This is a genomic window from Leucobacter sp. Psy1 (assembly GCF_020096995.1).
Classification (GTDB): Bacteria; Actinomycetota; Actinomycetes; order Actinomycetales; family Microbacteriaceae; genus Leucobacter.
In genome coordinates this window covers 858,795-882,832 of the sequence record NZ_CP083692.1, presented here as the reverse complement: position 1 = coordinate 882,832, position 24,038 = coordinate 858,795, and the positions used below count along the sequence as shown (strand labels likewise).

The 24,038-nt window shown below is 64.8% G+C and carries 19 protein-coding genes, 1 tRNA gene and 2 pseudogenes; 1 reads left to right on the top strand and 21 read right to left on the bottom strand.

The annotated features are described in order from the left end of the window. Nucleotides 1–64: 64 nt before the first annotated feature. The 11 genes and pseudogenes from K8P10_RS04070 to K8P10_RS04015 all read right to left on the bottom strand — a co-directional run. Nucleotides 65–1,159: a sorbosone dehydrogenase family protein gene (locus K8P10_RS04070; protein WP_224780527.1), complete on the bottom strand. Its 1,095-nt coding sequence runs from the start codon at nt 1,157–1,159 to the stop codon at nt 65–67. Between the two features lie 150 nt (nt 1,160–1,309). Continuing rightward, entirely contained in the window at nt 1,310–2,644 is a 1,335-nt protein-coding gene (locus K8P10_RS04065) for a glycosyltransferase (RefSeq protein ID WP_224780526.1), read from the bottom strand. Continuing rightward, complete coding sequence (locus tag K8P10_RS04060; RefSeq protein ID WP_224780525.1) at nt 2,641–4,896, bottom strand: glycosyltransferase family 4 protein; 2,256 nt, start codon at nt 4,894–4,896, stop codon at nt 2,641–2,643. Before K8P10_RS04060 ends, K8P10_RS04065 begins: the two co-directional genes overlap by 4 nt. A gap of 503 nt (nt 4,897–5,399) precedes the next feature. After that, nucleotides 5,400–5,780: a MarR family transcriptional regulator gene (locus K8P10_RS15445; protein ID WP_370631998.1), complete on the bottom strand. Its 381-nt coding sequence runs from the start codon at nt 5,778–5,780 to the stop codon at nt 5,400–5,402. A 10-nt stretch (nt 5,781–5,790) separates the two neighbouring features. After that, nucleotides 5,791–6,444 carry a helix-turn-helix domain-containing protein gene (locus K8P10_RS04050; RefSeq protein ID WP_224780523.1) on the bottom strand — a complete coding sequence of 218 codons (654 nt, stop codon included), beginning with the start codon at nt 6,442–6,444 and terminating at the stop codon, nt 5,791–5,793. Between the two features lie 10 nt (nt 6,445–6,454). After that, a complete protein-coding gene (locus K8P10_RS04045; RefSeq protein WP_224780522.1) occupies nt 6,455–7,174 on the bottom strand; it encodes a hypothetical protein in 720 nt (239 codons plus the stop codon). 138 nt (nt 7,175–7,312) lie between these two features. Further along, nucleotides 7,313–9,979, bottom strand: coding sequence for a DEAD/DEAH box helicase (locus K8P10_RS04040; RefSeq protein WP_224780521.1), 2,667 nt, complete (start codon nt 9,977–9,979; stop codon nt 7,313–7,315). Beyond that, a complete protein-coding gene (locus tag K8P10_RS04035; RefSeq protein ID WP_224780520.1) occupies nt 9,976–11,034 on the bottom strand; it encodes a DUF1837 domain-containing protein in 1,059 nt (352 codons plus the stop codon). Before K8P10_RS04035 ends, K8P10_RS04040 begins: the two co-directional genes overlap by 4 nt. Beyond that, nucleotides 11,034–11,465, bottom strand: coding sequence for a hypothetical protein (locus K8P10_RS04030; RefSeq protein ID WP_224780519.1), 432 nt, complete (start codon nt 11,463–11,465; stop codon nt 11,034–11,036). The genes K8P10_RS04035 and K8P10_RS04030 overlap by 1 nt, the downstream gene beginning before the upstream one ends. Before the next feature lie 896 nt (nt 11,466–12,361). Next, the gene (locus K8P10_RS04020) at nt 12,362–13,345 is read right to left on the bottom strand and encodes a DUF4365 domain-containing protein (RefSeq protein WP_224780518.1); all 984 of its coding nucleotides are present in this window, start codon (nt 13,343–13,345) and stop codon (nt 12,362–12,364) included. Nucleotides 13,346–13,474: 129 nt separating this feature from the next. Next, nucleotides 13,475–14,870: pseudogene (locus K8P10_RS04015) on the bottom strand (conjugal transfer protein); the annotation flags it as partial. 236 nt (nt 14,871–15,106) lie between these two features. Between K8P10_RS04015 and K8P10_RS04010 the strand changes: the two are divergent. Then, nucleotides 15,107–15,391: pseudogene (locus tag K8P10_RS04010) on the top strand (tyrosine-type recombinase/integrase); the annotation flags it as partial. Nucleotides 15,392–15,566: 175 nt separating this feature from the next. On the opposite strand, the gene K8P10_RS04005 reads toward K8P10_RS04010, so the two are convergent. From K8P10_RS04005 to K8P10_RS03960, 10 genes are all read right to left on the bottom strand, one after another. After that, nucleotides 15,567–15,640, bottom strand: a tRNA-Pro gene (locus tag K8P10_RS04005). Nucleotides 15,641–15,737: 97 nt separating this feature from the next. Continuing rightward, nucleotides 15,738–16,175 (bottom strand): pyridoxamine 5'-phosphate oxidase family protein, encoded by a 438-nt coding sequence (locus tag K8P10_RS04000; protein ID WP_224780516.1) that lies wholly within the window; start codon nt 16,173–16,175, stop codon nt 15,738–15,740. Between the two features lie 71 nt (nt 16,176–16,246). Continuing rightward, nucleotides 16,247–17,437 carry a cysteine desulfurase family protein gene (locus tag K8P10_RS03995; protein WP_224780515.1) on the bottom strand — a complete coding sequence of 397 codons (1,191 nt, stop codon included), beginning with the start codon at nt 17,435–17,437 and terminating at the stop codon, nt 16,247–16,249. After that, complete coding sequence (gene nadC, locus K8P10_RS03990) at nt 17,434–18,282, bottom strand: carboxylating nicotinate-nucleotide diphosphorylase (RefSeq protein ID WP_224780514.1); 849 nt, start codon at nt 18,280–18,282, stop codon at nt 17,434–17,436. The genes K8P10_RS03995 and nadC overlap by 4 nt, the downstream gene beginning before the upstream one ends. Next, the gene (locus K8P10_RS03985) at nt 18,282–19,793 is read right to left on the bottom strand and encodes an L-aspartate oxidase (RefSeq protein WP_224780513.1); all 1,512 of its coding nucleotides are present in this window, start codon (nt 19,791–19,793) and stop codon (nt 18,282–18,284) included. The genes nadC and K8P10_RS03985 overlap by 1 nt, the downstream gene beginning before the upstream one ends. Further along, complete coding sequence (nadA, locus tag K8P10_RS03980) at nt 19,790–21,121, bottom strand: quinolinate synthase NadA (RefSeq protein ID WP_224780512.1); 1,332 nt, start codon at nt 21,119–21,121, stop codon at nt 19,790–19,792. Before nadA ends, K8P10_RS03985 begins: the two co-directional genes overlap by 4 nt. 45 nt (nt 21,122–21,166) lie before the next feature. Further along, nucleotides 21,167–21,880, bottom strand: a complete 714-nt coding sequence (locus K8P10_RS03975; protein WP_224780511.1) for an NUDIX domain-containing protein — start codon at nt 21,878–21,880, stop codon at nt 21,167–21,169. A 172-nt stretch (nt 21,881–22,052) separates the two neighbouring features. Continuing rightward, entirely contained in the window at nt 22,053–22,343 is a 291-nt protein-coding gene (locus K8P10_RS03970) for a DUF4287 domain-containing protein (RefSeq protein WP_224780510.1), read from the bottom strand. Between the two features lie 56 nt (nt 22,344–22,399). Then, nucleotides 22,400–22,978: a dihydrofolate reductase family protein gene (locus K8P10_RS03965; protein WP_224780509.1), complete on the bottom strand. Its 579-nt coding sequence runs from the start codon at nt 22,976–22,978 to the stop codon at nt 22,400–22,402. 35 nt (nt 22,979–23,013) lie between these two features. Then, nucleotides 23,014–24,021: a sigma-70 family RNA polymerase sigma factor gene (locus K8P10_RS03960; protein WP_224780508.1), complete on the bottom strand. Its 1,008-nt coding sequence runs from the start codon at nt 24,019–24,021 to the stop codon at nt 23,014–23,016. Nucleotides 24,022–24,038: the final 17 nt, after the last annotated feature.

The window sequence follows — 24,038 nt, the reverse complement described above, 5'->3', positions numbered from 1 at the left end:
ACCGCAGCCAGGTTCTCCGGCGAGCGCCGCGACAGTGCGCCTCACTCTACCGGGTGGTGAGGCATTAGGGTTCGAGGCGCAGGATTCGGTCGTCGCTCTCACCGGGATCGCCGCGGCCGTCAGTGTTGTTGGTCAGCACCCACAGCGACCCGTCGGGGGCAACGGAGACGTCTCTGAGCCGACCCCGCTCGCCGACCAGGTGCTCAGTCGAGGCGGCGATGTCGGTCAGCGGGATCTCGCGCAGACGTTCGCCGCGCAGGTTCGCGATCCAGATCGCCTCGCCGGCTACGGCCATACCGCTGGGGCTGGCTTCGGCCGGTTCCCACTGCTGAACGGGATCGATGAATCGATCGTCGTCGGCGATGCCCTCGGCCTCGGGCCATCCGTAGTTACCGCCGGCCTCGATGACGTTGAGCTCGTCCCAGGTGTCCTGCCCGAACTCTGAGGCGTACATAGTGCCATCCCGATCCCAGGCCAGACCCTGCGGGTTCCGATGCCCAAGGCTGTAGACGGGCGAGTCGTCGAACGGGTTGTCCGGGGGCACAGTGCCCTCCGGTGTGAGCCGCAGGATCTTACCCGACAGCGAGTCGCGGTCCTGCGCGCGGGCGGCGTTCCCCGCGTCGCCGACGGTGACGTACAGCATCTCGTCCGGACCGAACGCGATCCGTCCGCCGTTGTGGAAGCGCGCCGCGTCTACTCCATCGAGGATCCTCTCCGGCTCACCGAGCTCGAACGACCCCGGTTCCCCGGTCAGCTCGTAGCGCTCGAGGCGATTCTCGTCGCCCGAGGTGAAGTAGGCGTACAGGTCGTCGTTCTGGATGGCGATGCCGAGCAGGCCGCCCTCCCCTGCCGGAGTGACGTCCGTGATCGTGCCGACCTCTCGCGCCGCACCGTCGTCGTCCAGTTCGAGGATGCGTCCGGAGTCGCGTTCGCTGACCAGTGCGATGTCACCGGCGAACGCGACCGACCACGGTGCTTCCAGCCCTGAAGCCACTGTGTGCGTGGACGCATCGGGATCGGCCGTGCTCGACCGCTCGGCTCCACCCTGCTCGACTCCGCCCCGCTCCGAGACCGCGGAGCACCCGGTCAGTAGCAGCGCAACCACGGCGGGAGCAATCAATGCGGGCCTCGCGCGCCGAGACCCAGTTGCGCTGCTCATGCAGACTCCCCTCCTCGTGACGTTACCCTCTACGCTATGCGTCGAACGGCCCGAGCGGGAGTATCGTCCCCGCGACCGCCACGAACGTACTCTGGGCCACAGGTCCGATATTCATGCCGATCTGGGCCGGGGTCGCTCACGTCTGCTTCACTATCGATGCTCAGATGTCAGTTCGTGGAGGTCCACACTCGATCGCTGCTCTCTCCTGAGAGCGTCGAGCAGTTCGCGGCTCTCAGCTGGCATGTCGAGAGCCGTCGCAATTGCGCGGGCGAGCTCGGCGGATGTTGCGGTGTTCGGAGGCAGCACGATACCCAGGTTCGATTGCTCGAGCGCAGCCGCTCCGGCGAACTGATCAGTCGAGAACGGGAGAACCACCAGAGGCACCCCGAACGCAAGCGCCTCGGTCACGCTGTTGTTGCCACCATGACTCACTGCGGCAGCGGCGTGCTTGAGCAGCGTCACCTGAGGCAGGAACTCGGCGACCAACCAGTCAGGCGGGAGGGTGCCGAGGTCGGATACCGGAGTCGAACCGTGCGCGATCGCGGCGCGGACGCCGCTCGTTCGCAGGGCTTCCACCACCACTTTCAAGACGTCGCCGCGGGCCGAAAGGAAGCTTCCGAAGCTGACGTACACGAAGGGAGCGTCCGACGACTGAATCCACTCGTCTACATCAGCGCTCCCCGGGAGATCTCGGATCGAAGCTCCGACGAAGACACTTTCGGGCATGAACCGGAGCCGGTCCGCCGACATCAGTTCTCTCGGATAGTTGTGGACGAGCGTACGCCCGCGCTCGGAGAAAGCGTTCTCTGAGAGACGTGGCTGCACGCGCGAAGCAGAGCGAGTGGCGCCGATGTCCGGAGAGAGCTCGACCACTACGCGGTTCCACTCCTCGGTGAAGTTCTCGCTGACACGCGCGCAGAGATCCGCGAGTTCCTCGAGCTCATCCGACCTCGGGGTGAACGATGTCGGCCAGGCCGTCGGGTAACCGTATACCTCACCGGCTTCCGCGAGCGGTAGGGCTGACGGGTGCCCGAGAACCGCGTCGATGTAGTCGATTCCGGCGGCGTGCAGTCCGACGCGAGCGCTGAACGCGAGGTGATCGACGAGGATCTGATCGGGCTCGACCTGGCCGATGATCTCGAGGACCCGTCTCGCCGCGTCGACGGGTTCGTACATGAGGTCGTGCAGTCGCGCGCGGGCCTGATACATCAGGGTAGCCACCATGCCGTTCCGTGTCGCCTGGAAGAACCCGTCGAGCAGGTCGTCTTCGCCGGCGGGCTGATCTTCCACGCGAATCGTGCCGGGGTTCGATCCTTTTCCGAGTACGAGCTCGAGATGCTCGTACCCGAACTCTTCCACGATCGATGCCGTTGCCGGGCCCGTGGCGACCACGACGCGCTCGCCTCGTTCCTGCCACGATCTCCCCATCGCTGCGAGCGGGTAGAGATGGGATGCGTAGTCGGGGCTGATGATGAGCAGGGTCATAGAGCTCTTTCGGTTGAGGTTGTTCGAGGTAGGGTGCTGCCTTCCAGTTCCGCGCAGTCGACGTTCGGGGGAAGGTTTTGCACACGCCGGTAGATCGCCGAGAGCGCTTCCGCCATCTTGTGGACTGAGAATCGTTCTCTCACCATCTGGCGGGCCTCATCAGCACGCTCATCCGCCTGCGGCGAGCCGACGAGGTCGAGGGCCTCGCCGATCGTTCGTGCGAGACTCGCCTGATCAGTGGTGTCGCACAGCAGGCCGGTACGACCCTGATCGAGGTAGGTGCTGGGACCCCCTCTGACCGGTGCCACCACGAACGCTCCGGCGGCGAGCGCCTCGATGATCGCCAGCCCGAATTCCTCTTTGACACTGGCGCAGACGTACACCCCTCCGGACGCTGCGTAGCCGGCGAGACCGAATCGGACTGCCGCGACCCACTCAGCGACGACCGCATTGGGTCGATGCCCGGACAGGAGTAGACCTGCGCCCGCTTGGAGTGGACGCGGAATCTCGAGGTCGATTTGCTGCAGCTGTTCTGCTTCGTCCCCCGATGGAAGCTTGAGGTTCCCGCCCACGACGAGCAGGTTGCATCTGTCACGCAGTTCGCTTCGCGCCCAGGATTGCACCAGCGTCGCCATGCCTTTCACGCGATGCATGCGCCCCACGGTCACGATGAGCGGGAGCCCGCGCCGTTCTTCAGGCAGTTCGCCGAGCAGTTCTCGCAATACCTCGATCGGGTCGTCCTCGTCCACTGCGCCGTGAACCGTCGGTTCCACCGTGGGCGGATCGGCGGGCGATCCCTTCTCCTCCTTCGCCACTTCGCCCGCACGATGCCGCCACGCGCGATCACCTGCGCGGTCACTCGCCGCGAGGTCGATACCTTCTGCGACGACCGAGAACTGCTCCGGATCCTGATCGATGTCGATGCCGAGGAGTCGGAGCGCATCGCCTGAAACGTCCGCTCTCGGCAGCAGCACCGTGTGCGCCGCGTCTTGCGCGAGCTGACGCACCAGTTGTCCCCTCGCCCAGAGCCGCTCCCGAGCGTCCCGGTCGCCGAAGCTCTCGCGCGTGATATCGCCGGAGAGTTCCATCGCCTCGATGAGTGCGTGAGGATCGGGAGCCGCCGTGAACACGACGGGCAACTGCGGGAGAGCGGCGAGATCCCACGCGGCGAGCGTGCCGACATCCGCCATCCGGAGGTGCATGACGTCGACGCCACCTGCTTGCCGGAGACTGCGCAGGATACCGCGTCTGAGTGCCGCGTACTCCGACCAGGGATCACTGCGCCGGGTTTCTTGCGAGGGCGCAGCCTCTCCCGGCAAGTCAGTTTCGAAAGCGATGTGCGCGAAGCGGTGGCCGGGGTTGCGCGAAGCCCGAAGAGTCGGGGTTTCTTGCACTCGTCCGTTCGCCCCGCCTCCCCGGGAGATGGTGAGCACCTGCACGGACCCGTTCGTTGTCGTCGTGCACAGCGCATCTCCGAGCCCGACGAGCAGGGTCGAGATGCCCCCTGTCGAACCGCTTCCCGAATTCCGCAGTTCCGGGTCGATCTCGCCCTGCATGAACGATTGAGCGACGGTGAGCGCGTGCGGCGACGGACGGCGCCCCTCCGAGGTGAGCCAGGCGAGATCTTCGCGATACGCGAGCGCTTCTTGCGCGGTGTGACGTGAGTCATCAGACAGAGATGCGTCATGAGCGAGATCCGTCAGTGCCGCTTCAGCTCGGTGATCTCGCAAAAGTCCGAGCGTCTCGATATACCTTCGCGCCCTCACCGGGCCTGGGGACCGCACCGCGGCGTCCGTCAAGGGCGCGACGAGTTCGGGAGCGCTCCCCCGAGCCGCCCGATTCGCCCATGCTTCCAGCACACGCTGGGCCTGCATACCCCGGAAGCCGCCCTCGCCCACGCAGTCCAGCAGCCAGGGCACGCTCGTCGGCATCGGCGCGCTGGCGCGCATCGCCGCTACCGCATGGTCGCGCACGAATGCGCGGTCGTCGGTGCGGAGGCGTCCCAACGCCCGTCGACTTTCTTCTGTGCCGTTCCCTTTATCGAGGCACGCGAGCGCGTAGACGGCAGCGATGACCGTCACGTGATCCGGATCCGAGAGCGCTGCGATCAACTGCCGAACGCCCTCGTCACCCTCATCCTCCCTCACGGCACTCGCGGCTCGTGCGAGCTCATCCGCAAGCGGAAACGCTTGCAAGATGCGTGGTGCGTTGCGCAAGGCGGAGAGACTCCGCAGCATCTGAACTTCGCTCATTCTTCCGCGTACTCGTCTTCCTCAGCTCGTTCGCCGCGCATGTTGTCGCGCGAGGCGTCGCTGCGGTCGGCTGTCGTCGGCGAGGAAATCTCGATACGCCACGAAATCGTTCACGAGCCGATCTTATTTTACGGAGGTGAATATTTTGGATGGGTTGACTTTATTCGGTTGACGCCCCTATAGAGAGGCAGAAGCCCATGTCGATTCGCTGTCATGGTCGCCTATCGATCGGTCTTGAGACGATCTCGGGTACAGGCACGGTCGTCATCGGCCAACCGGTCGAGCAGGTGCGCAGCTCCGAAAGAGAGGGCCCATCGGCGATCAAACCGGCATGATGGGTCGAAGGCGTCGTTCGACTGAAGCGTCGCGGAGCGATCAATCGCGAGATCTCAACGTGCGCGTCATCGAGAAGTGCATAGCCATCAAGCGCGCAGGCGCACAGACGCGAGCGGTTCCCGCGAAAGAGCGTTCAGTGAACGAGGGCGCGTCGAGGCACGCCTGTGCTACCGGAAACTTTCACTACGTATCAAAGCCCCCGCATTCACCTGCGGTCGCCCCCCGAAGCGACGGCGCAACGCAGCACCGACGTTAGTATCCCCCAGGAAGAGGCGGATCCGATGTACAACGTCGCTCTGCGTAGCATCGTCGAAGGCTTGCTGCAGCTTCTGTTCGAGTAGCACCTCAACAGCCTCGATCTGAGGTCGGAGCTTACGTCCATCTTTCGTCAGCTGAAGTAAAACTTGTCGCCGATCAATTGGGTTATCGGTGCGGTCGATGAGACCACGTTGCACCAGCGAATCTACGAGTCGACTCGGACTTCCCGTCTCGCATATCAACAGTTCACCGAGGCCCTTGAGCGTCTTGGGACCGTGCTGACCCAGCACCACGATGACCTCAGCCTGCGAAGGCGACACCCCCAATGGGGCCAACGCGGATCGGCTTCGCGATGTTCTCCTCGATCGCCGCAGCGACGTCGTCCACCTGGCCGCCAATCGCCCCAACAGCCGTACGAAGCTCGTCGCTGGTCTGCCGGAATCGGGCAGCGAAACTCCCAGCCTCCCGATCAAGGTAGACGCGCAGCAACTCGTCATCTGTCAGCGCCCGAGTAGAACGGCCTTGACGGGTCTGGCGCCGCCCCTCGTCATCGAAGTGCGGCGGCATGGTGGGTCGCACTTCCACGCGCACGAAAGGTTTCTCACCCGAGACGTCTTCCTCGACGATGAAGGCGTCCACCGGCACCGGACGAGTCTTGCTCGCAAGATCCTGGATACGAGAAACCGTCCTATCGAGCCCCTTCGCCAGACCGCACGGTTCTCCGGAAACGAGGCCAGTCGCTGGATCCTCGATCTCGTCGACGCCCACCAGAAGGTGGGCTACCTCTCGATCAGGGTCCAGAGCGACCCAGTTGGCCAGCGTGGCAAGCAGCTTCACCGATACCGCATCATCGTCACGCTTGAACTCGAAGCGCCCCGATTCCCCCAGCGCCAGCATCTGCTGAGCTTCCGCGCTGATCGCCTGGTGCCTCGACAGCTTCTGCTCGCTTGCCATGACGTAATTCCTAAGTGAAATGGAACGTGCGGTACGAGCTCTGCACGTTGAAGCGCCGGCCTTCCTTCCGTCGCTGCAGGAACCCCGCGACGGTGTCAACGTCGTCCGGCCGCATCCCGAGTGCCCGGCATTTCGTTCGCACCTGCTCAACAGTAATAGGCCCCCACCGCTCCGGTCGGTTCATCATGTCCGCCTTGAGCTTGTCCTCTTCGTTCCGCTTCAGCCCGGTGGAGTAGCCCGCCGCCCATGCCGCGATGTGCTCCAAGATCTCTTCAACACCATTCGGCAGCGGCTCGGACGCTTCCGGGGCATCGTCCCCTGACGGAGAGGGGGGCTGCACGGTCTTGCCCTGGAGAAGCTGAATCGGCCGGGCATCCTCGATCCACTCGGCGGTCTCGTTCTCGTTCCATTCGATGACCGCGAGCGCTTCCGCATCGACGTCCCACAGTTCGTTCAAGTGCTTGCGGTCGGGCCAGGCATAGAGCACTCGGCGCCCCGAGAGCGATCCCACCGATAGGCCTCGACAGCTGAGATGCAGCACTCCGGGCCGAGCTACTAAGCGCTTCAGGCTGTCGCCGTGGAACTGCTTCTGTGGTGTAACCACTGCAACGGATCGACCGGGCTGGTCAAGCAGCCACTTGATTGCGCGGATGTTCTGCGGCTCGCGCGAGGTCTCGCCTTCGGTGAGCCGCGAGATTGCGACGGGGAAAGAATATCCGTCGGATGTCATGTCTTCCTCCAAGCTTCGGCGCCCGAACTGACGATACGGTTGGTCTCCGACATCCTGAGCGGCTTCGGTGAGGAAGACGACCAGGTCGGCGCAAGCGTCACCGGAACCTCCACCGCCTCAGGTACCGCCGCTCTGCGGCTACGTCGCAGTGGCATCAACTTGCACCTTGATCATGATGTTCTCGATTTCGGCCCGCGCCTCGTCCGACAGCGTGGTGTTTACCAGCACAACTTCATAGTCAAACTCTTCGAGTTCATCATCGGCAGAGAATTGCAGCGCATCGGCGTGATCGGCCAGAAGCTCCGTCGCGACGGACCGACCGAACCCCACCTCTTGGAGCTGAATCGCCCGCCGATCAGTCGTGCCATACTCGACAAGCGTCGCAACGTTGACTCCGGCTCTATCTCTTCCGAGTGCCATGAGGCTCACATCGAAGAAGTTCTGCAGGTACCCGATGATGCGGAACCGTAGGCCTCCTTCGATGTCCCGCAGGGTCCACTCGATGATGAGGTTAACGTGCTTCGCCGAGTTTCGGTCAAAAGGTTCGTTGACGAGACTCTCTTCACGCGAGTAGTCGCGGTAGGTGATCCATCCACGCTGGGCGTAATACGCGATTGAGCTGGAGATCACCCGGTTGATCGGATCGCCTCGTACCCAACCGCGCATGAGGAGCGCCCAATAGTAGAGACGGCGTTCCCAGCCGTCAGCATCGGCGTTCTTGGGCATCAGGGGGTCTGTTCCCGAAACCTCAGTCGTTCGCCACACGTAGAGGTTACTAAGGCGGCTGAGTAAGTTGAGGAACGTGTTGACGTCGGCGAGGTCTGCGTCCTCAGCGACGAGGGGTGCGGCAGAGCCGCCGGTGAGATCAGCCCACACGCGGTCCTGGTACTCCGGAGGGATGTTCGGGGAGCGGCGCAACACATCGGTTGGCACTTTCACCGAAGCGGCCGCTTTCCGGAGTAGCTCGCGCCCATCCTTGACCTTGTCGAGGAAGTAGCTCCGGAGCGGTGTCTGCTGGTTGTCGAGCTGATGCAGGGTCAGGATGGATGCATACTGCTCAACACTTCGCTGCTGATCTGCCGACGGCGTGCCCGGCAGGCTATCGCCTCGCAGTATCCGCGCGATGTCCGTGTACTCCTTCTTCCGGTTGTTCGCAGGATTGACGAGGAAGCTTTCAGCGCGAGCGGGTTCGGCCCGGGGAATCAGTGCCCGGGTCGTGTCAGCCCAGCGGTTTGTCTCTTCGCGCACGCAGACGACGTTGCCGGAGAAGTCGTAGGTGAGACGACCAGCGCGGCCAGCGAGATTCTCGAAGTCGATCTTCGTAAACGAGCTATTGCCGTGCTTGTCACTAAGAACGAAGATGTTCTTCGCTGGGAGGTTCACTCCCTCAAGCAACGTGGACGTGCAGACCACGAACTGGATCGGGGACTCGGGATCCGCGAATGCTCGCTCGACCCGTTCACGCACTTCCTGGGGCATCTTGCCGTGATGGAAGGCGACGCCACGACTCAAAGTGCTCGCTAGGAAATAGTCCTTGTGCACGTACTCGCGAACGTGCTTGATCAGCTCATCGAGCTTCTCATCCGACACCACGCCACGACGCTCCGCAAGCCGAAGTGCGAACTCCGCAGATTTCAAGGAGCCGTTGATGTAGATGATTGCCTTTCGATCCCCACTCCGAGAGAGTATGAGATCGACCACGTCCGTCTGCCTAGGAGGGGCTTCGAGTTCCTGTGGTGTCGCGTCTATCCCCGAAAAGTAGTACTGACGTTGAGTGACTAGATCGACGAAGTATCGATGCTGTGCCACCGTCCGTTCTTTGACAGCCAACGCCCCGTTGGTTGCCTTACCGAACAGTTCCAGAAACAGCTCTGGATTCGCGATGCTCGGCGATGCGAAGACGAGCTTCGTCGCGAACCGACGGGTTGCTTCGACGATCGCATGGTAGTAGAGCGAGCTGCGCGCATCGTTCTTGGCGATGACCTTCTGTGCCTCGTCGACCACAAGATAATCAATCTCGCGCACTGGATCAGCCAGATAACGGAGCAATCGTTCGGGAGTCAGTACGAAGATGGTGCGCCGGTACTTCTGGCGTAGCAGCTTCGGAAGCGAGGGATAGGTCGCGACGTTTACTTCAGGAACCTCCGACAGGAGACTTCTGAGATCCGCTGCCGTCTGGCCGATGAGTGCCTTCGTGGGCACGAGGACAACGACGCAGTGGTCGTTGAGCTCGTCTCGGCGAACGATGTCGTAAAGCGCGTCCTTGATGATGAACGACTTGCCGAGCGACGTAGGTCCCGAGAAACTGAAGTAGTCCTCGCCGCGCATCTTCTCCGTGATCGCATATTGCGCATCAGTGAGTGTCGCATCGCCCATGCTCGTGCGCTGCAGCACCTCCTTCGCGATGCGTAGTGCGCCGCGAGACAGTGGTAGTGCGTAGCGGCTGCCGACACCCTTCTGCAGGGTTCGGATTCCAGGAAAGTTACCGAGCTGAACAAGCACCGCCTCCGCGACCGCGAGCACCCGATCACGCAATTCCTGTTCGAGCCCCACAGCACTGTCGTACTCGCGAAGCAGCGCAATCGCCGTGTAGGCCAGCTCCCGATGATGCGCATCGCTGGAGTGCGACAGCACGTCGGCATAGCGCAAGAGGTGCTTAGCATCGACCGGATCCAGTACCTGGGTCACATCGCCCGAGAGGAACGACTCCGCGACGGTGTGCTCAAGACCGCCGTAAGCGGATTGAAAGTCCGCACGCTGGAGGATCATTTCGCTGAGTAGATCAGCAGCCGTACGCGACGTCACTTCTTCGTCTTTTCCTTCGGTGGGCGTAGGTTCTTACCGCTGAGCTCAGACGCGAGGCCAATTCGGATGTCCTCGATGCCGCGCACAGTTCCATTGACATTTCGTTTCAGGAACGGCACGACATAGATGTGGAATTGGTATCCGCCAAGCCCGCGGTTCTGAATCTCAGTCTTGATGGTGTCAACTTCAGCGGCTATCGCCGCGAGGGCGAGGTCGCGCAGATGTGCCTCAATCTCCTCGGCCGTATGGTCTGCGAACGGGTAGGTGGTCACGTCCAGCTCGAAGCCGATAAACACCCCAAATGCATTTGACTTCGTTATCGTTGACGCCCCTGAGGCCGGTGGCAAGAGTATCGATGCCAGAAGTTCGACCTTGTGGTCGTCGAGACTCTCCTTGAGAAGCTCGGATTCGACGAGCCAGGTATCGAAATCGAAGTCATCCTCTTGAACCTTACCAATGCTTGCGAAGGCTGCCTTCACACCACGACGAGCGCTCGACCCGACGCTCCCGGCGGCATCGCCGTACATTTTGGACTCTCCAAAAATCAGCTGGTAGTCGCCCGGAGAAACCTCTAGCAGGTGTACGCCGTCGGTGCCGTGCACGTAGTGCTCTGACGACGTCTTGAGTTCCATCTTCGAGAGGATCTTCGGTGCCCCAAGGTGACCTTCAAGGAAGGAGTAGAGGAGCAGTTCTCCGCCTTCGCCGGCGTTAGGATCCGGTGCCTTGAACTGGATCTGTGCTTTCCTGAAGAACTCGCCCATGCGGCTGAGATCGCTCGTGAGCTTGCCTAGGTTCTGCCGCGACAGCACGTAGCTGATGCTGTTGTTCACCAGCTCCTTGAACAGCGGCTTGATCGCGAAGTCTCCACCATCGATACGCAGGACATGCAGGTGCATGGCCGTTTTCGTGTGGATGTCGAAGCGTTTCGGGTCGTAGAACAGCGCCAGGAATCGGTCACGATTCATCAGCGAGAGAGGAAGAACAGGATCGGCTACCGACGCACCGTTTCCGGGGCCGTCGGTAATTTGCGGATCGTCCGCGTCGCTCTCCACCATCAGTCCTCACCCCCAACTCCGCCAATCAGCAGCGCGTGGTTGTCGGTCGCGCAGTCGTAGTCGACCGACCCTACCGCTGCGACGTCGAAGGGGTGTTCTACGAAGCGGATGCGCCTCGCCTCGTTCCAGTCGAGGTTGCGGGTGTCCTTAGCCTCGGGGACGAGGTAAAGCTGCTGGGTACCGTGCTCGTCGTAGGCAATGATCCAGTCGGGCGAGTACTCGCCCACAGAGACGCGCTCGTCCTGAAAGGCTCGCTCATTGCCGGGCCAGCTGAGAGAGAAGGTAGGCTTCGTCTCGTCGGTCCTGGGCGCGTCAAGCAGCGCGTCCCGGTCAAGATCGCCATCCAGGAAAGCACTCGGCAAAAGATCGCGAAGCTGAGCGAGCAGTCCTGCATGAGGATCTCGCGTCTCGTTCGGCACCGACGGGGTCATCGGGTGACCCCCTGGCTGCGGTCGTCACGGTTAAGCTTGGTAGTGCCGGGGCCGTGCGACCACCTAGTGCTGAACATTGTCATGTTGTGCTGGTTCTCCTCCACGCTGAGGGCGCGTCTAAAGTTCTCATCGGATGCGTGTTCAACGCTACCGCCGAGCTCCGACACTGCTAGCGCAGCCGCGCCCTTGATCGGGCTGCGCTGTCGCAGGCGGGAGCCGGACGGCTCGACCGGGACGCTGCGATCTGCTTCCAATTATCTCACAATCCACATTTCGCCGGAATGGGAATATTGCAAACTCGAAATAGCTACCTGCTTAGAGGCGATTGTGTTCTTTTCTCAGCAGGCCATCCTCGTTATGTTCCAAAGAAGTAGAGCGTCCGACGGCAGGGAATCCACGAGGATTTGCATGCGCGGAAGAAGCTCCTTGCTCGATTCCTTCGGACACCCTGGTGCGGATTAGGAGGACCAGACTGAACGGACCGATGACTGTCAGCTTCATGGCGTTCCAGATGCACAGGAGAACCAGGAGGTGCAGCCATTCAGGTCCGCCTCCTTCGATGAGGTCTCGGAAGACGGCTGCGGCGAGGAGGTACGGGATCGCGAGGAGCATCGCTGGGACGCTCCATTTGAGGCCGCGACAGGTGCGGATCGCGTCGAGGAGCCGGTTGGTGGGCATATGTAGCGGCGCAGGAAGTTGCGGGTGTGGACGCTGAATGTCCAGATGAGTCGGAGCACGGCGGAGTCCTGTCGTGGTCTCGGCGACAAGAACCTTGAAGGACTCACCCGCGAGCAGTGGAGCCATACTGTCACGACGAGCGGCAGCGCATATTTAGAGGCCGCCTCGTTTCCACTATACGACGAAGCTTCAAAATCGGGAGCGACCGAGAAAACCTGCTAGTGGTCCTCTAGCCTCGGCGTCAGAATCCAGCCGTCGCCCTTCAGATATCGTTCCACAGCCAGGAATCCCTTCCCGAGATCGTTCAGCACCAGCTCTAGCCGCCAGAAATCAACCTCTCCGGCACCATTGGCAAAAGGACGGAGTATGCCATCAACGATTCGCCCAGAGCGCCACTCCTCGTATGGTTCGGAGACAAGTCTGTCACCTTCGCTGTCATAGCGGACGCACTCATCTTGCCAAGCCTCGTAGTCAGCCTCATCGTAGGTCTCTTCATGAAGCACAGCATCTGCCCAAGGCACCAGGGATGGAAGAACTTCCTCGTAAGGACGTAAGCCGACCATGATGAACCACGAGCCTAGTTCCTGAGCATCTTCATTATCTTCATCGACCGAGATGATCCGGATGTCCCCACGGCCAGATGACTTGTTCACCCATTCCTGAGCTTCGATCAAGAGCCGTCGCCCGCTCCGCAGCAGATTCATCCAGGGTAAAGCCAAGCGGAGCTGTCGGAGCCGAAGTTCCTCAGGTTTTCCAGACGCAACTCGCGCCAGCTCTGGGCGCGACATGGAAGCAAGCTGTTGGGATTGAGGAATGAGGATCTTTTTTCCACCTCGGCTGCCAGTGACGACCGTACGATCATTAACCGCCTGCCAGTAAGCGGCCTCTGAATCTGGGTCATAAATGACGACGATTACAGGCAAGGCGTGCTCAAGCCAATAGCCGAGGTCGTCGCGATCGAGCGAAAACCACCATCCTTCAGGACGAGAATTCCTAAAATAGCTCGGGCCGGACTTGATCTGCGCGGCGAGCAACCGCCCAGTAGCAGCATTACTCTCTACGACTTCAAACTGTGCGTCAATGCCATAGTCATCGGTCGGCTGCTCGCGGAACAACCAATCGAGGTCGGTCGTCACGACTTTCTGCACTGCAGCGATTCCCTTTCGATCTTGCTTCGCCGAGTCCTTCACCTGCTTTGACATAGTCTCAAGTCTACGAAGTGAACTGATCCGGAGCTACGAGGGAGCCGATCTAGTCTTCCTGAGCGTCAGCTTCTATACGATCCCGTAGCCGATCTCGGCAACTAGGCGACGCGCGTCTGGACGCTGTTGTCATGTGGACAGCTCACTAAGGGCAGTTCGAGCCCGAGCCTCGTCCGTCCTCTGAGCTTCCTCGACTACATCGCCGAGAGCGCTGCTCCTGATGTAGTACCGGTCTCGGTAAGCGGCAACCACGATCGCATGCTGGCGCCACAGCGACGCCTCGCGAGGCCTCGTGGGTGGGGTACTCAAAGCGTCGGTCCAGGGTTCTCCCCTGGCGAGCGCGGTGTCGAGGCAGACAGCTGCTCGTTGCTCGATGAGCACGCGTCGTTCATCGAGGGCGCGCCGCATCTCCTCTGTCATGGTGCCGGTGGCCTCTGGGATGAGCCCGGCGATCAGACGCGGTGCACGGCGGGTTCGGCCGGAGCCGGCGGGACGCGAGGTGGCGCGTTCAACGCGGTGGTGAATGACGGATGCGATGTCGTAGGCATCGCCGAGCGGCCGGGCCTGGATCAGGCGCGGGAGCAGAGCATCGATGTTGTGGTGGTTAGCTTCTGCTCGCCGAAGCTCAGCAGACAGCGCCCCGTAGGCGTCTGAGGTCAGGACATCGTCGGTCTGTTCGTCGGTGAGGCCAGATGCGCGAAGGAGCCCGGCCCAGCGGTCGTGTTGGGCTGCTTGGGCGATGGTTTTTCGTATTCGGCCGCGAGCTGCGCGATCGAACCCCACCGTTTCTGCTCGGCGGCGATGGTCTCATGAGCTGACGGTTCGGCGCCGACGTGCTGAAGCACCCTGTAGAGCACGGATCGCGCGGTGGCGTCCGTGTTGTCGCTGGGGTGCGGATGCTGGTGATCGTGGTCGGGCTGGTCGGTGACGACGTAGGCGTGGTTGGCGTGGCGTCCGCGGGTCATGGCGACGTAGAAGTTCTCTCGCGTCGTCGTCGCCGTCACAACCGTGTGAGCGGTGTCGGTGGTGACGCCCTGCGCCCTATGCGCGGTGACGGCGTATCCGAGATCTAAGAATTCTGAGGCGTAGGCGGCAGGCAGGATGATCGCTCCACCGAACCGACACCCGACGGGTCGGATGGTGACGGAGCCGTCGTCTCGGACGTGGGTGATCTGCCAGCGGTCGCCGTTGCGGACCCAGGTGTGCCGGTTGCGGAGCCGTCGGTCGTTACGCCGAGTGACGACGGTGTCGCCGGCGGAGGCGGTGCTGCCGTCGTGCAGCTCGATCTCCTTCACTGAGGTGATGGTGCCGTCGATGATGAGGTCGGCGCGGGCGCGGTTGTTCAGGGCGGTGACGGTCTCGTTCGTCTCCGCGATCAGAATCGACGCCCGCCCTGCCCGGGTGTCGGCTCGCCACGCCGCATAGGCAGCGTCGGTGATGGTGTCGGTGTCGCCGTTGTGGATGCGGTGGTGGTTGAAGTAGGTGTCGATGATGTCGTGCGCCCGTGCCGAAGGTTCAGGGAGGCAGCGACCGCAGAGGGTGCGAGACTCCTCTCGACTCATTTTCCCCCACGTGTTTGGCCCCGGCGGGAATCATGTGCGTCACGACCAAAGGCTCGCATCCTGGTAGCAGTGCTCGGAGAGTACATGCCAAACGCATTTCGTAACTCTGCGATCGTCTGCTACTAATCAGATCCGCTCTGACTAACAGGTTGCGCGGCGCAGGACCGCGAACGTCAGCCGAGCTACTAAGTGGGACGAGCTCGTCAACGAGATGAGGCTGCTGCAGTTGTCTCGACACGGCCTGCGGTACACGCGAGCGACCTGGATGGCCGATGCAGGGATCTCGCTGCATGTGCTCCAGAAGATCCTCGGCCACAAGTCGATCGAGACGACCAAGGGCTACCTCCACCCCGGTCTCGATCACATCTTCCAGGCCGGGGCGCTCGCCAACCGGTTCCTCGACGCCCAGACAGAGGGGCCCGAGCCGTTGTCTGGCGAGGGGCGTGGGAAGTCGAAGCGTAGTCGCGACGATCGGGACCTGTGAGGCCGGAAATGGGCTTCTCGTCCCGGTTTGGTCCCGGGTGTTCAACCAGGGCGGCTTGAGGCGACCACGGGAGGCGATGCAAGCGGAAAGTTCGGACGGCACCGGTGGCGAAGACGAACAGTCCCGGACACGACGAAGCCCAGGTCAGAAACAGTATCTGACCTGGGCTTTTTCGTCGGGCTGACAGGATTTGAACCTGCGACCCCTTGACCCCCAGTCAAGTGCGCTACCAAGCTGCGCCACAGCCCGCGATGCCCCAGAAACTTCCCGAGGCAACCCCTCCATATTAGTCACATTCCGACGCCCGCGCGAATCCGCGCCACGACGCCGAAATCGGACCCGAGAATCAGTACGGTTGCACCTCGAAGAGGTTGGGTTCGGGGCCGCGTTCGAACTGCCGGCCGGTGACCTCGGTGGCGGTGATGCGCACGAAGTTCGTCTTCAGCGTGGGGGCCATAGGTCGCAGCGGTAGGTCCTCCGCGTCCGCGATCTCCTCACCCTGCTCGAGCCGCTGCGCCGTCCCCCGCACGACGACGCTCCACGCCTGCAGCGCGTCGTAGTCGTCGACCTCGAACAGCACGTTCTCGTTGACGGTGAGCTCCGCGAGCTTTCCCCCCTCGGCCGTGCGGAACACGATCGACTCCCCATCCACCACATAGTTCACGGGGAAGATATCGACCACGTCACCCACGCGGGTGACAATTCGGCCGAGGTGCTGCGATCGGAGCCGCTCCCAGCTCTCGCTCGTCTCCAGATGCGTGATCGGTCCGTGTGCGTCTCCCATGACCTCATCCTCGCCCACAACGCACCGAAAAGACAGAGGCATTCCCACTCAGTGAGCCGGACGCCACACGCTCACTCCCCCACCTCGCGCGCCACGATATCGACGAGGCGATCCAGAACCGACAGATCCAGGGGCGCCGACAGCGAGAACCGGATCGCCGTCCGCGCCACATCAGGATCGACGCCAATCGCTATCAGCACCGGCGACGGCTCGTCGGATCCCGCCGCGCACGCCGATCCCGACGACACCGCGAAGCCCGCCGCGTCGAGCGCGACGAGCACGGACTCTCCGCTCACCCCCGCGATGACGAACGACGCGTGCCCCGGCAGGCGCTCCGACGGGTGACCGGTGAGCTGCGCCCCCCGCACGCGGGCGAGCATTCTCCCTACCAGCGCATCGCGACTCGATGCGAGCGCGACCGCCCGCGTGCCCACGCCATCCCGGTGCAGGGCAGTCACGGCCGCGGCGAAGCCGGCGATGCCGGCCACGTTCTCCGTTCCGGATCGCGCCCCGCGCTCCTGCCCACCACCGTGCAACAGGGGCTCGAGCGGAATCCCGCGACGTACGATCAGCGCCCCGACCCCCTGGGGGCCGCCGAACTTGTGCGCGGCCACGGTCATCAGGTCGACCCCAGCACCCGGCCACGCACCTTTAGCCAGCGACACCGGGAGCGATGCCGCCGCCTGCACGGCGTCAATGTGGAACAGCGGCCGGTCGCCGGGAACAGCACCGGTGCCGGGGAACGCAGACGCCAACGCTGCAGGGATCTCCCCCACCGGCTGCACCGTCCCGATCTCGGCATTGGCGAGGCCGATAGAGACGAGCGTCGTGTCCGGGCGCACCAGCGACACCGCATCGGCGACAGAGACCAGACCAGAACCATCCGCCGGCACGAGCGACACCTCGAACCCGTGCACCCGCTCAAGAAACCTGCAAGATTCCAACACCGACGGGTGTTCCAGCGGCGTGGTCACGATGTGCCGCCCGCGCGGCCGCGCCAGCGCCGCACCGATCACCGCGAGGTTGTTGGCCTCGGTGCCGCCGGAGGTGAAGACGATCTCACTGGGTCGCACGCCGAACGCTGCGGCGAGCGCCGCCCGTGATTCATCGACGACGGTCCGTGCACGGTGCCCGAAGGAGTGCACGCTCGACGCGTTGCCGGGCCCGCCGTCCCAGACGGCGAGCATCGCCTCACGCGCTTCGGGTCGCAGCGGAGCGGTCGCCGACGCATCCAGGTACGCAGGAAACAGACCAGTACTCACACGGCATCGAGTCCGAGGTCAAGTGCGCGGGCGCCGTGCGTGAGCCGGCCGACGGAGATCACGTCGACCCCGGTGCGGGCGATCGCGCCGACGGTGTCGAGCGACACTCCCCCGCTCGCCTCGCACACGGCGCGCCCTTCGACGCGGCGAACTCCCTCCGCGAGATCCTCGATGGAGAAGTTGTCGAGCAGGATCCCGGTCACTCCCGCTTCGAGCACCGGCTCGATCTGATCGAGGCGATCCACCTCGACGATGATCGCGGTCGTGTGCCCGGCCCGCTCCCGCAGGCCCCGCAACGCGGCGGTCGTGGTCGCGGCGTCGACGGCGCCGAGCGCGGCCAGGTGGTTGTCTTTCACCATGATCGCGTCGGAGAGCCCGAACCGGTGGTTCGTTCCCCCACCCGCACGCACCGCGTGCTTCTCGAATGCGCGGAGCCCCGGCGTCGTCTTGCGGGTGTCGGCAATGCGGGCGCGGGTCCCGGCGACCGCGGCGACGTACTCGGCGGTCAGCGTCGCGATGCCACTGAGGCGCTGCGTGAAGTTCAGGGCGACCCGCTCCCCCGTGAGCACGCCGCGGGCAGGCCCGGCGATCTCGGCGAGCACGTCACCCGCCTCGAACGCGGACCCCTCGGCGACGAGCACCGACACCGCAATCCGCGGGTCGGTCTGCGCGAAGGCGGCGCGCAGCACCTCCCCACCGGCGAAGACCCCGCGCTCACGGGCGACGAAGCGCGCGGTGAGTTGGGCATGTGCGGGGATCGCGAGCTCGGCGGTCAGGTCGCCCCACGGGGCGTCCTCGGCGAGCGCGGCGCGCACCCCGGCCTCGATCAGGTGCGGGGTGAGCATCAACGGGCTCCTTCGGTCGCGAGATGGGTGGAGCGCCGGATCGGCGTCGCCCGCGCGATCACTGGCCGGATCGCCGCCCGCCGCGCCTGGGCTGGGTCGGTCTTCGAGAAATCTTCGCGCTGGTGCGCCCCGCGGGACTCGGTGCGGGAGGCGGTGGCGGCAGCGATCAGGGTCGGGAGTTCCGCCGCCCCAGAGGGCACGACCACCGTCCGCGCACCGGCCAACAGGTCGTGCATGCCGCGCCCGCGAAACCTCCAGCTGTCAGAGGTCGCCGCCGCCGCAGCCCCAGCGCGGACCCCGAACACCAGCCCTTCGAGCAGCGAGTTCGACGCGAGCCGGTTGGCGCCGTGCACGCCGGTGGAGGCGGCCTCACCGGCGGCGAAGAGGCCGGAGAGGTTCGTGCGTCCGTCGAGGTCGGTGGCGATGCCGCCCATCGTGTAGTGCGCGGCTGGAGCGACCGGGATCACCTCCCGCACCCAGTCGAAACCAGCACCCGTGACGGCGGCGTGGATCGCGGGGAACCTCCGAGCGAGCGTGCCCGCTCCCCCGTCTCGCTCGATGCCGGTCGCGTCCAGCCACACGCACGTCTCCCCACGCTCGCGCATCACCCGATCGATGTGGCGGGAGACGACGTCGCGCGGCGCGAGTTCGGCCCGCGGGTGGGCCTCGACCATGAATCGGGAGCCTGCCCCGTCGCGCAGCACCGCCCCCGCGCCCCGCACTGCTTCCGAGATGAGGAACGCAGAAGCGCTGTCTGGGGCGACGAGCGCCGTGGGGTGGAACTGCACGAACTCGAGGTCGGCGAGCACGGCTCCGGCGCGGGCGGCGAGCGCGATCCCCGATCCGCGCGCACCTGGGTGATTCGAGGTGCGCGGATACAGTGCCGCGTACCCGCCGGTGGCGATGATGACGGCGTCGGCGGAGATGGTGTCGGCCGCGCCGGAACCGACGCGCACCCCGGTCACCGCGCCACCGTGCACGACCAGCTCGGCCACATGCGTGCGGCCGCGCACCTCGACCTGCCCTGCAAGCACGAGTGCGGAGACCATGGCACGCAGGTGCGCGTCGAGCACGGCTCCGGTGCGGTCGCCGCCGGCGTGCACGATGCGGGGGCGTCCGTGCGCAGCTTCAAGGCCAAGGGCGGGAGCACCCGAGGCGTCTCGATCAGCCGGGAACCCCTCGTCGAGCAGCGACCGCACAGCCTCCGCACCGTCAGTGACGAGCTGCTCCGCCGCTTCGGCGTCGACGAGCCCGTGTCCGGCGGCGAGGGTGTCGGCGAGGTGCTCGGCGTCGGAGTCGTCGGGGCCGATGGCGGCCGCGATCCCGCCCTGTGCACGAACCGTGTTCGCGGCGCGACCCACGGGATTGCCAGCGGACCCCACGGCGCCGTCGCCCACCGCGAACTCATCGCCCGTCACGAGCACCACATGCGCCCCGGCCCGCACAGCGGCGCGCACGGCCGACAACCCGGCGACGCCGGATCCGACCACGCAGACGACCGCAGCACTCATGGCCGTGCGGCGAGCATGCGCTCGAGGGCGACCCGCGACTCGTCGGCGACGGACGCGTCGACGGTGATGCGGTTGGGCGTCTCACCGGCGAGCAGCGACTCGAGGGTCCAGGCGAGGTAGGCGGGGTGGATCCGGTACATCGTCGAACACGGGCACACGACGGGGTCAAGGCAGAAAATCGTGAGTTCGGGGTGCTCGTCGGCGAGCCGGTTCACGAGGTTGATCTCGGTGCCGATAGCGATCACGTCGCCTGGCGAGGCCTCCTCGATCGCGCGGCGGATCACCTCGGTCGAGCCGCTCGCGTCCGCCGCCTCGACGACGGGTGCCGGGCACTCGGGGTGCACGATCACTCGGACGCCGGGGTACTCAGCGCGCGCCTGTTCGATCTGGGCGACGGTGAAGCGCTTGTGCACGGAGCAGAACCCGTTCCAGAGGATCACCCGCGCATCGCGCAGCTGCTCCGCCGAGTTGCCGCCGAGCGGCAGGTGCGGGCGCCACAGCGGCATCTGCTCCTCCGTGACACCCATGGCCTTCGCGGTGTTGCGACCCAGGTGCTGGTCGGGGAAGAAGACGACCCGCTGACCGCGCGCGAACGCCCACTCGAGCACCGTTCGCGCGTTGGACGAGGTGCAGACGATGCCGCCGTTCCGGCCGCAGAACGCCTTGATCGCGGCCGACGAGTTCATGTAGGTCACCGGGATCACCGGCTGCAGGCCGTCCGCATCTGGCTCGGAGCCGAGGGTTGCCGTGAGCTGCCGCCAGCAGTCCTCGACCTGGTCGATGTTCGCCATGTCGGCCATCGAGCATCCCGCGGCGAGGTTCGGCAGAATCACCGCCTGGTCGGGGCCCGAGAGGATGTCGGCGGTCTCCGCCATGAAGTGCACCCCGCAGAACACGAACGCCTCCGCCTCCGGGTGCTGCTTCGCCGCCTGCGCGAGCATGAACGAGTCACCTACGAAGTCGGCGTGCTGCACGACCTCATCGCGCTGGTAGAAGTGACCGAGGATCGCCACCCGATCCCCGAGCTCAGCCTTCGCGGCCACGATGCGCTGTTCGAGTTCCGCCTCGGCGGCGCGGGTGTATTCGTCGGGCAGCGGCCCCTGGCGCGGGGAGGTGCGCGGCGCGCGATCCTCGACGGAGGCACCCGGCCCGTACCCGGGATCCTGGTCGATGGCCCACGGGTCGCGCACCAGGCCGCTGTCGCAACTGCTGACACCGGTCGAGCGCAGGGCGATCGGCCGGCGAGATCCGCGAGCCGGTCGCGCGGGGGCTGCGCGCTCGGCTTCGCGGGTGGCGGCCGTGGTGATGAGTTCGTGCACGCTCGTCATCGCTGCATGCTCCTCTGGGGTCGGGTGCTTCGGGTGGGGTTCGGGTCAGTTCTCGCGGAACCGGTACAGCTTCGCGGGCCGGTGCCGGGTGCCGGTCTCGACCTCGCCGGTGTCGACGAGGTGGCCCTGCGCCAGCGCCTGCCTGCGGAAGTTCGCCGGGTCGACCTCGGTGCCGAGGATCGCCTCGTGCACACGGCGCAGCTGCGCGAGCGTGAAAGTGCCGCCGAGAAAGCGGTGCGCGACGGCGGCGTACTCCGTCTTCATGCGCATGCGCCACAGGGCGTACTCGACGATGTCGGCGTGGTCGAAGGCGAGCTCGGGCAGTCGGTCGGCCGAGAACCAGGCGATATTCTCAACCTCTGCCGGAAACTCGGCCTGCGCCGCGAGGTCGTTCTCGCCGTAGAGTGCCCAATAGGCGATGGTGACGAGGCGCTGCCCCCTGCCCGATCGCTCGACATCGCCGAAGGCGTACAGCTGCTCGAGGTAGCCGGGGCTGCGGCCGACCGTTGCTCGGAGGGTGCGCTCGGCGCTCTCGGCGAGCGTCTCATCCCACGGGATCGGCCCGCCCGGCAGCGCCCACACCCCGGCGAACGGTTCACGGGTGCGGCGGACGAGCGGTAACCAGAGGGTGCCCTCGAGCGCCTCGCCTGCGTCGGCGTCGGCATCACCGAGTTCCGCGCCCTCGGGGGCACCCAGGGCGAAGGCAACCGCGGACACCGCGACGGCGGGCGGGGCGTATCGCCGCTCACTCGCGCTCATGCTCGCGTAATCGACCACTCGCACACCTCTCCGAGGATTCCGCATCCTGACTTATAGTCACCTTGACCCTAAGTCAGGATACGCCTTCGGCCGAGGATGTCAAGGATCGCGGATCAGTCGCGATTTCCGAGCAAATGCGCGTCTACGCCGTCGGGGTCCGCCGACCTCGCGCTCAGCGATCCGGATTGGTGGCCGCCCCGTCGAGCCATAGCGTGTCGGAGGCGTCGGCGTGCGATCCGCTCGATCCCACGTGCTTCGAGCTGATGCCAGGGCCCTTGGTGATCACGTGCACGATCGCCATGCCGTGACCGCGGCCGAGGTCGTACTCATCCTTCAGCCACTCGAGGATCGGGCCGGCTTTGGTGCCTGGCCCGAACCCGCGTTCGGCGGCAAGCGCTACGAGTTCGCGCGGGGTGAGTCCGGTCTTGGTCTCGACGGCGTCGAGGTATGCCTGAAATGACATGGGGTCTCCTTCTGGTGCAGTCGGCCCGGTGCGGGCCGGGGTGGTGAGGTGTTCGTCTACTCCGCTGGGGTGTCGCCGCCGTCGGCCTCTGAACCCGGCCGCAGCGTGTAAGTCAGGATCGCGTTGCCCGCCTCGGTCTGCACGGCGCGCAGCAGGCGAAGCCGCGTCAGCGGCGCATGCTCGTCGAAGAGGCGGCGGCCCTCGGCCGCGACCACCGGGTGGGTGGTGAGGGTGAGCTCGTCGACAAGGCCCGCGAGGAACAGCGAACGTACCGTCTCGATGCCTCCGGCGACCGAGATGTCGCCCTTGCCCTGCTCGCGCAGCTCTCGGATGTACGAGACGGGATCGCCGGAGACCAGGACGCTGTTCCACGGCAGGTCCGCGGAAAGCGTCGACGAGAGAACGTGCTTGCGCACGGGGTTGATCCACTGGGCGAACGGATCATCGGCCTGCGGCCAGTACTCCGACCACTCCTGCCAGAGTTTGCGGCCGATAATCGTGTCGGTCGTCGAGGCGAGCATCTCCCCCATCAACTCTCCTTCTTCGGCTCCGAACCCGTCGAACTGCCAGCGGTCGGGGTGCTCGACGACATCGTTGAGGGAATGGAACAGGTGCGCAGTGATCTTGCGGGTCATGATGCGGCCTTTCGGTGATGGTGAATGGTATTCACCTATACAGACGAGCGTCGATGCCGAAACTGATCGGTCCGATCCGGAAATACTTCGATTGGTTCCCGGATCTCAGCGGGCAACGCGAACTCCGCGAAGACGTCGGCACCCATGAAGTGGGTGATCGCCCGGATCTTCCCTCCCTCCGTGTCGAGCACGTGGATTGCGAACGGCTCCCACCTCCGGTCGCCGACGGCGTGGTAAACGGCGACGGCAGGTTGTCCGTTCGCGCCGGTGATGATCGCGCGGGAGTTGCGGCAGATCTGTCCGGGGCCGCGCCACCAGCGCTCGATCTCGTCGCTGCCGCGCAGCCACAGTTCGAACGGCGGCATGCTGAACGCCGCGTCCTCGGCCAGCAGTTTCACCAGGCGGTCGATGTCGAAGGCCTCGAAAGCGGCCACATAGCTTGCCAGCAACTGCGCGTCGTACTCAGCAGACACCGCCAATGCGGTCGTGGCATCGTGACTCTCCACCGTGCGACGCGCACGCGCCAGCGCCGAGTTGACCGAAGCGACGCTGACGTCGAGCATCTCGGCGCATTCCTGCGCCGACCAGGCCAGCACGTCGCGCAGGATCAACACGACTCGCTGCCGGGGCGGCAGCAGCTGCAGCGCAGCGACGAATGCCAACCGCACCGAGTCCCGCTGCGCCACGAGCTCCGATGGATCCCCCGCAACACCGATATGCGCGTCGGCGATCGGCCCCACCCATCGGTACTCCGGAAGCGTCGTGAGCGCATCAGGATCACCCGGGACCCGCCCGGGCGAGGAAAGATCCATCGGCAGCGAGCGGCGCTGCGGTGCCCGCTGCATGTCGAGGCAAACGTTCGTCGCGACCCGGTAGAGCCACGTGCGCAGCGAGGATCGCCCTTCGAACGCCTCGTCTCGCCAGACGCGCACCAGCGTCTCCTGCACCGCATCCTCGGCCTCGGCATAGCAACCGAAATAGCGGTAGCAGTAGCCGATGAGTTCGGGGCGGTACGCCTCCGCCTCGGCGAGCTGGATCGCCACCACCGCACCCTCTTCCT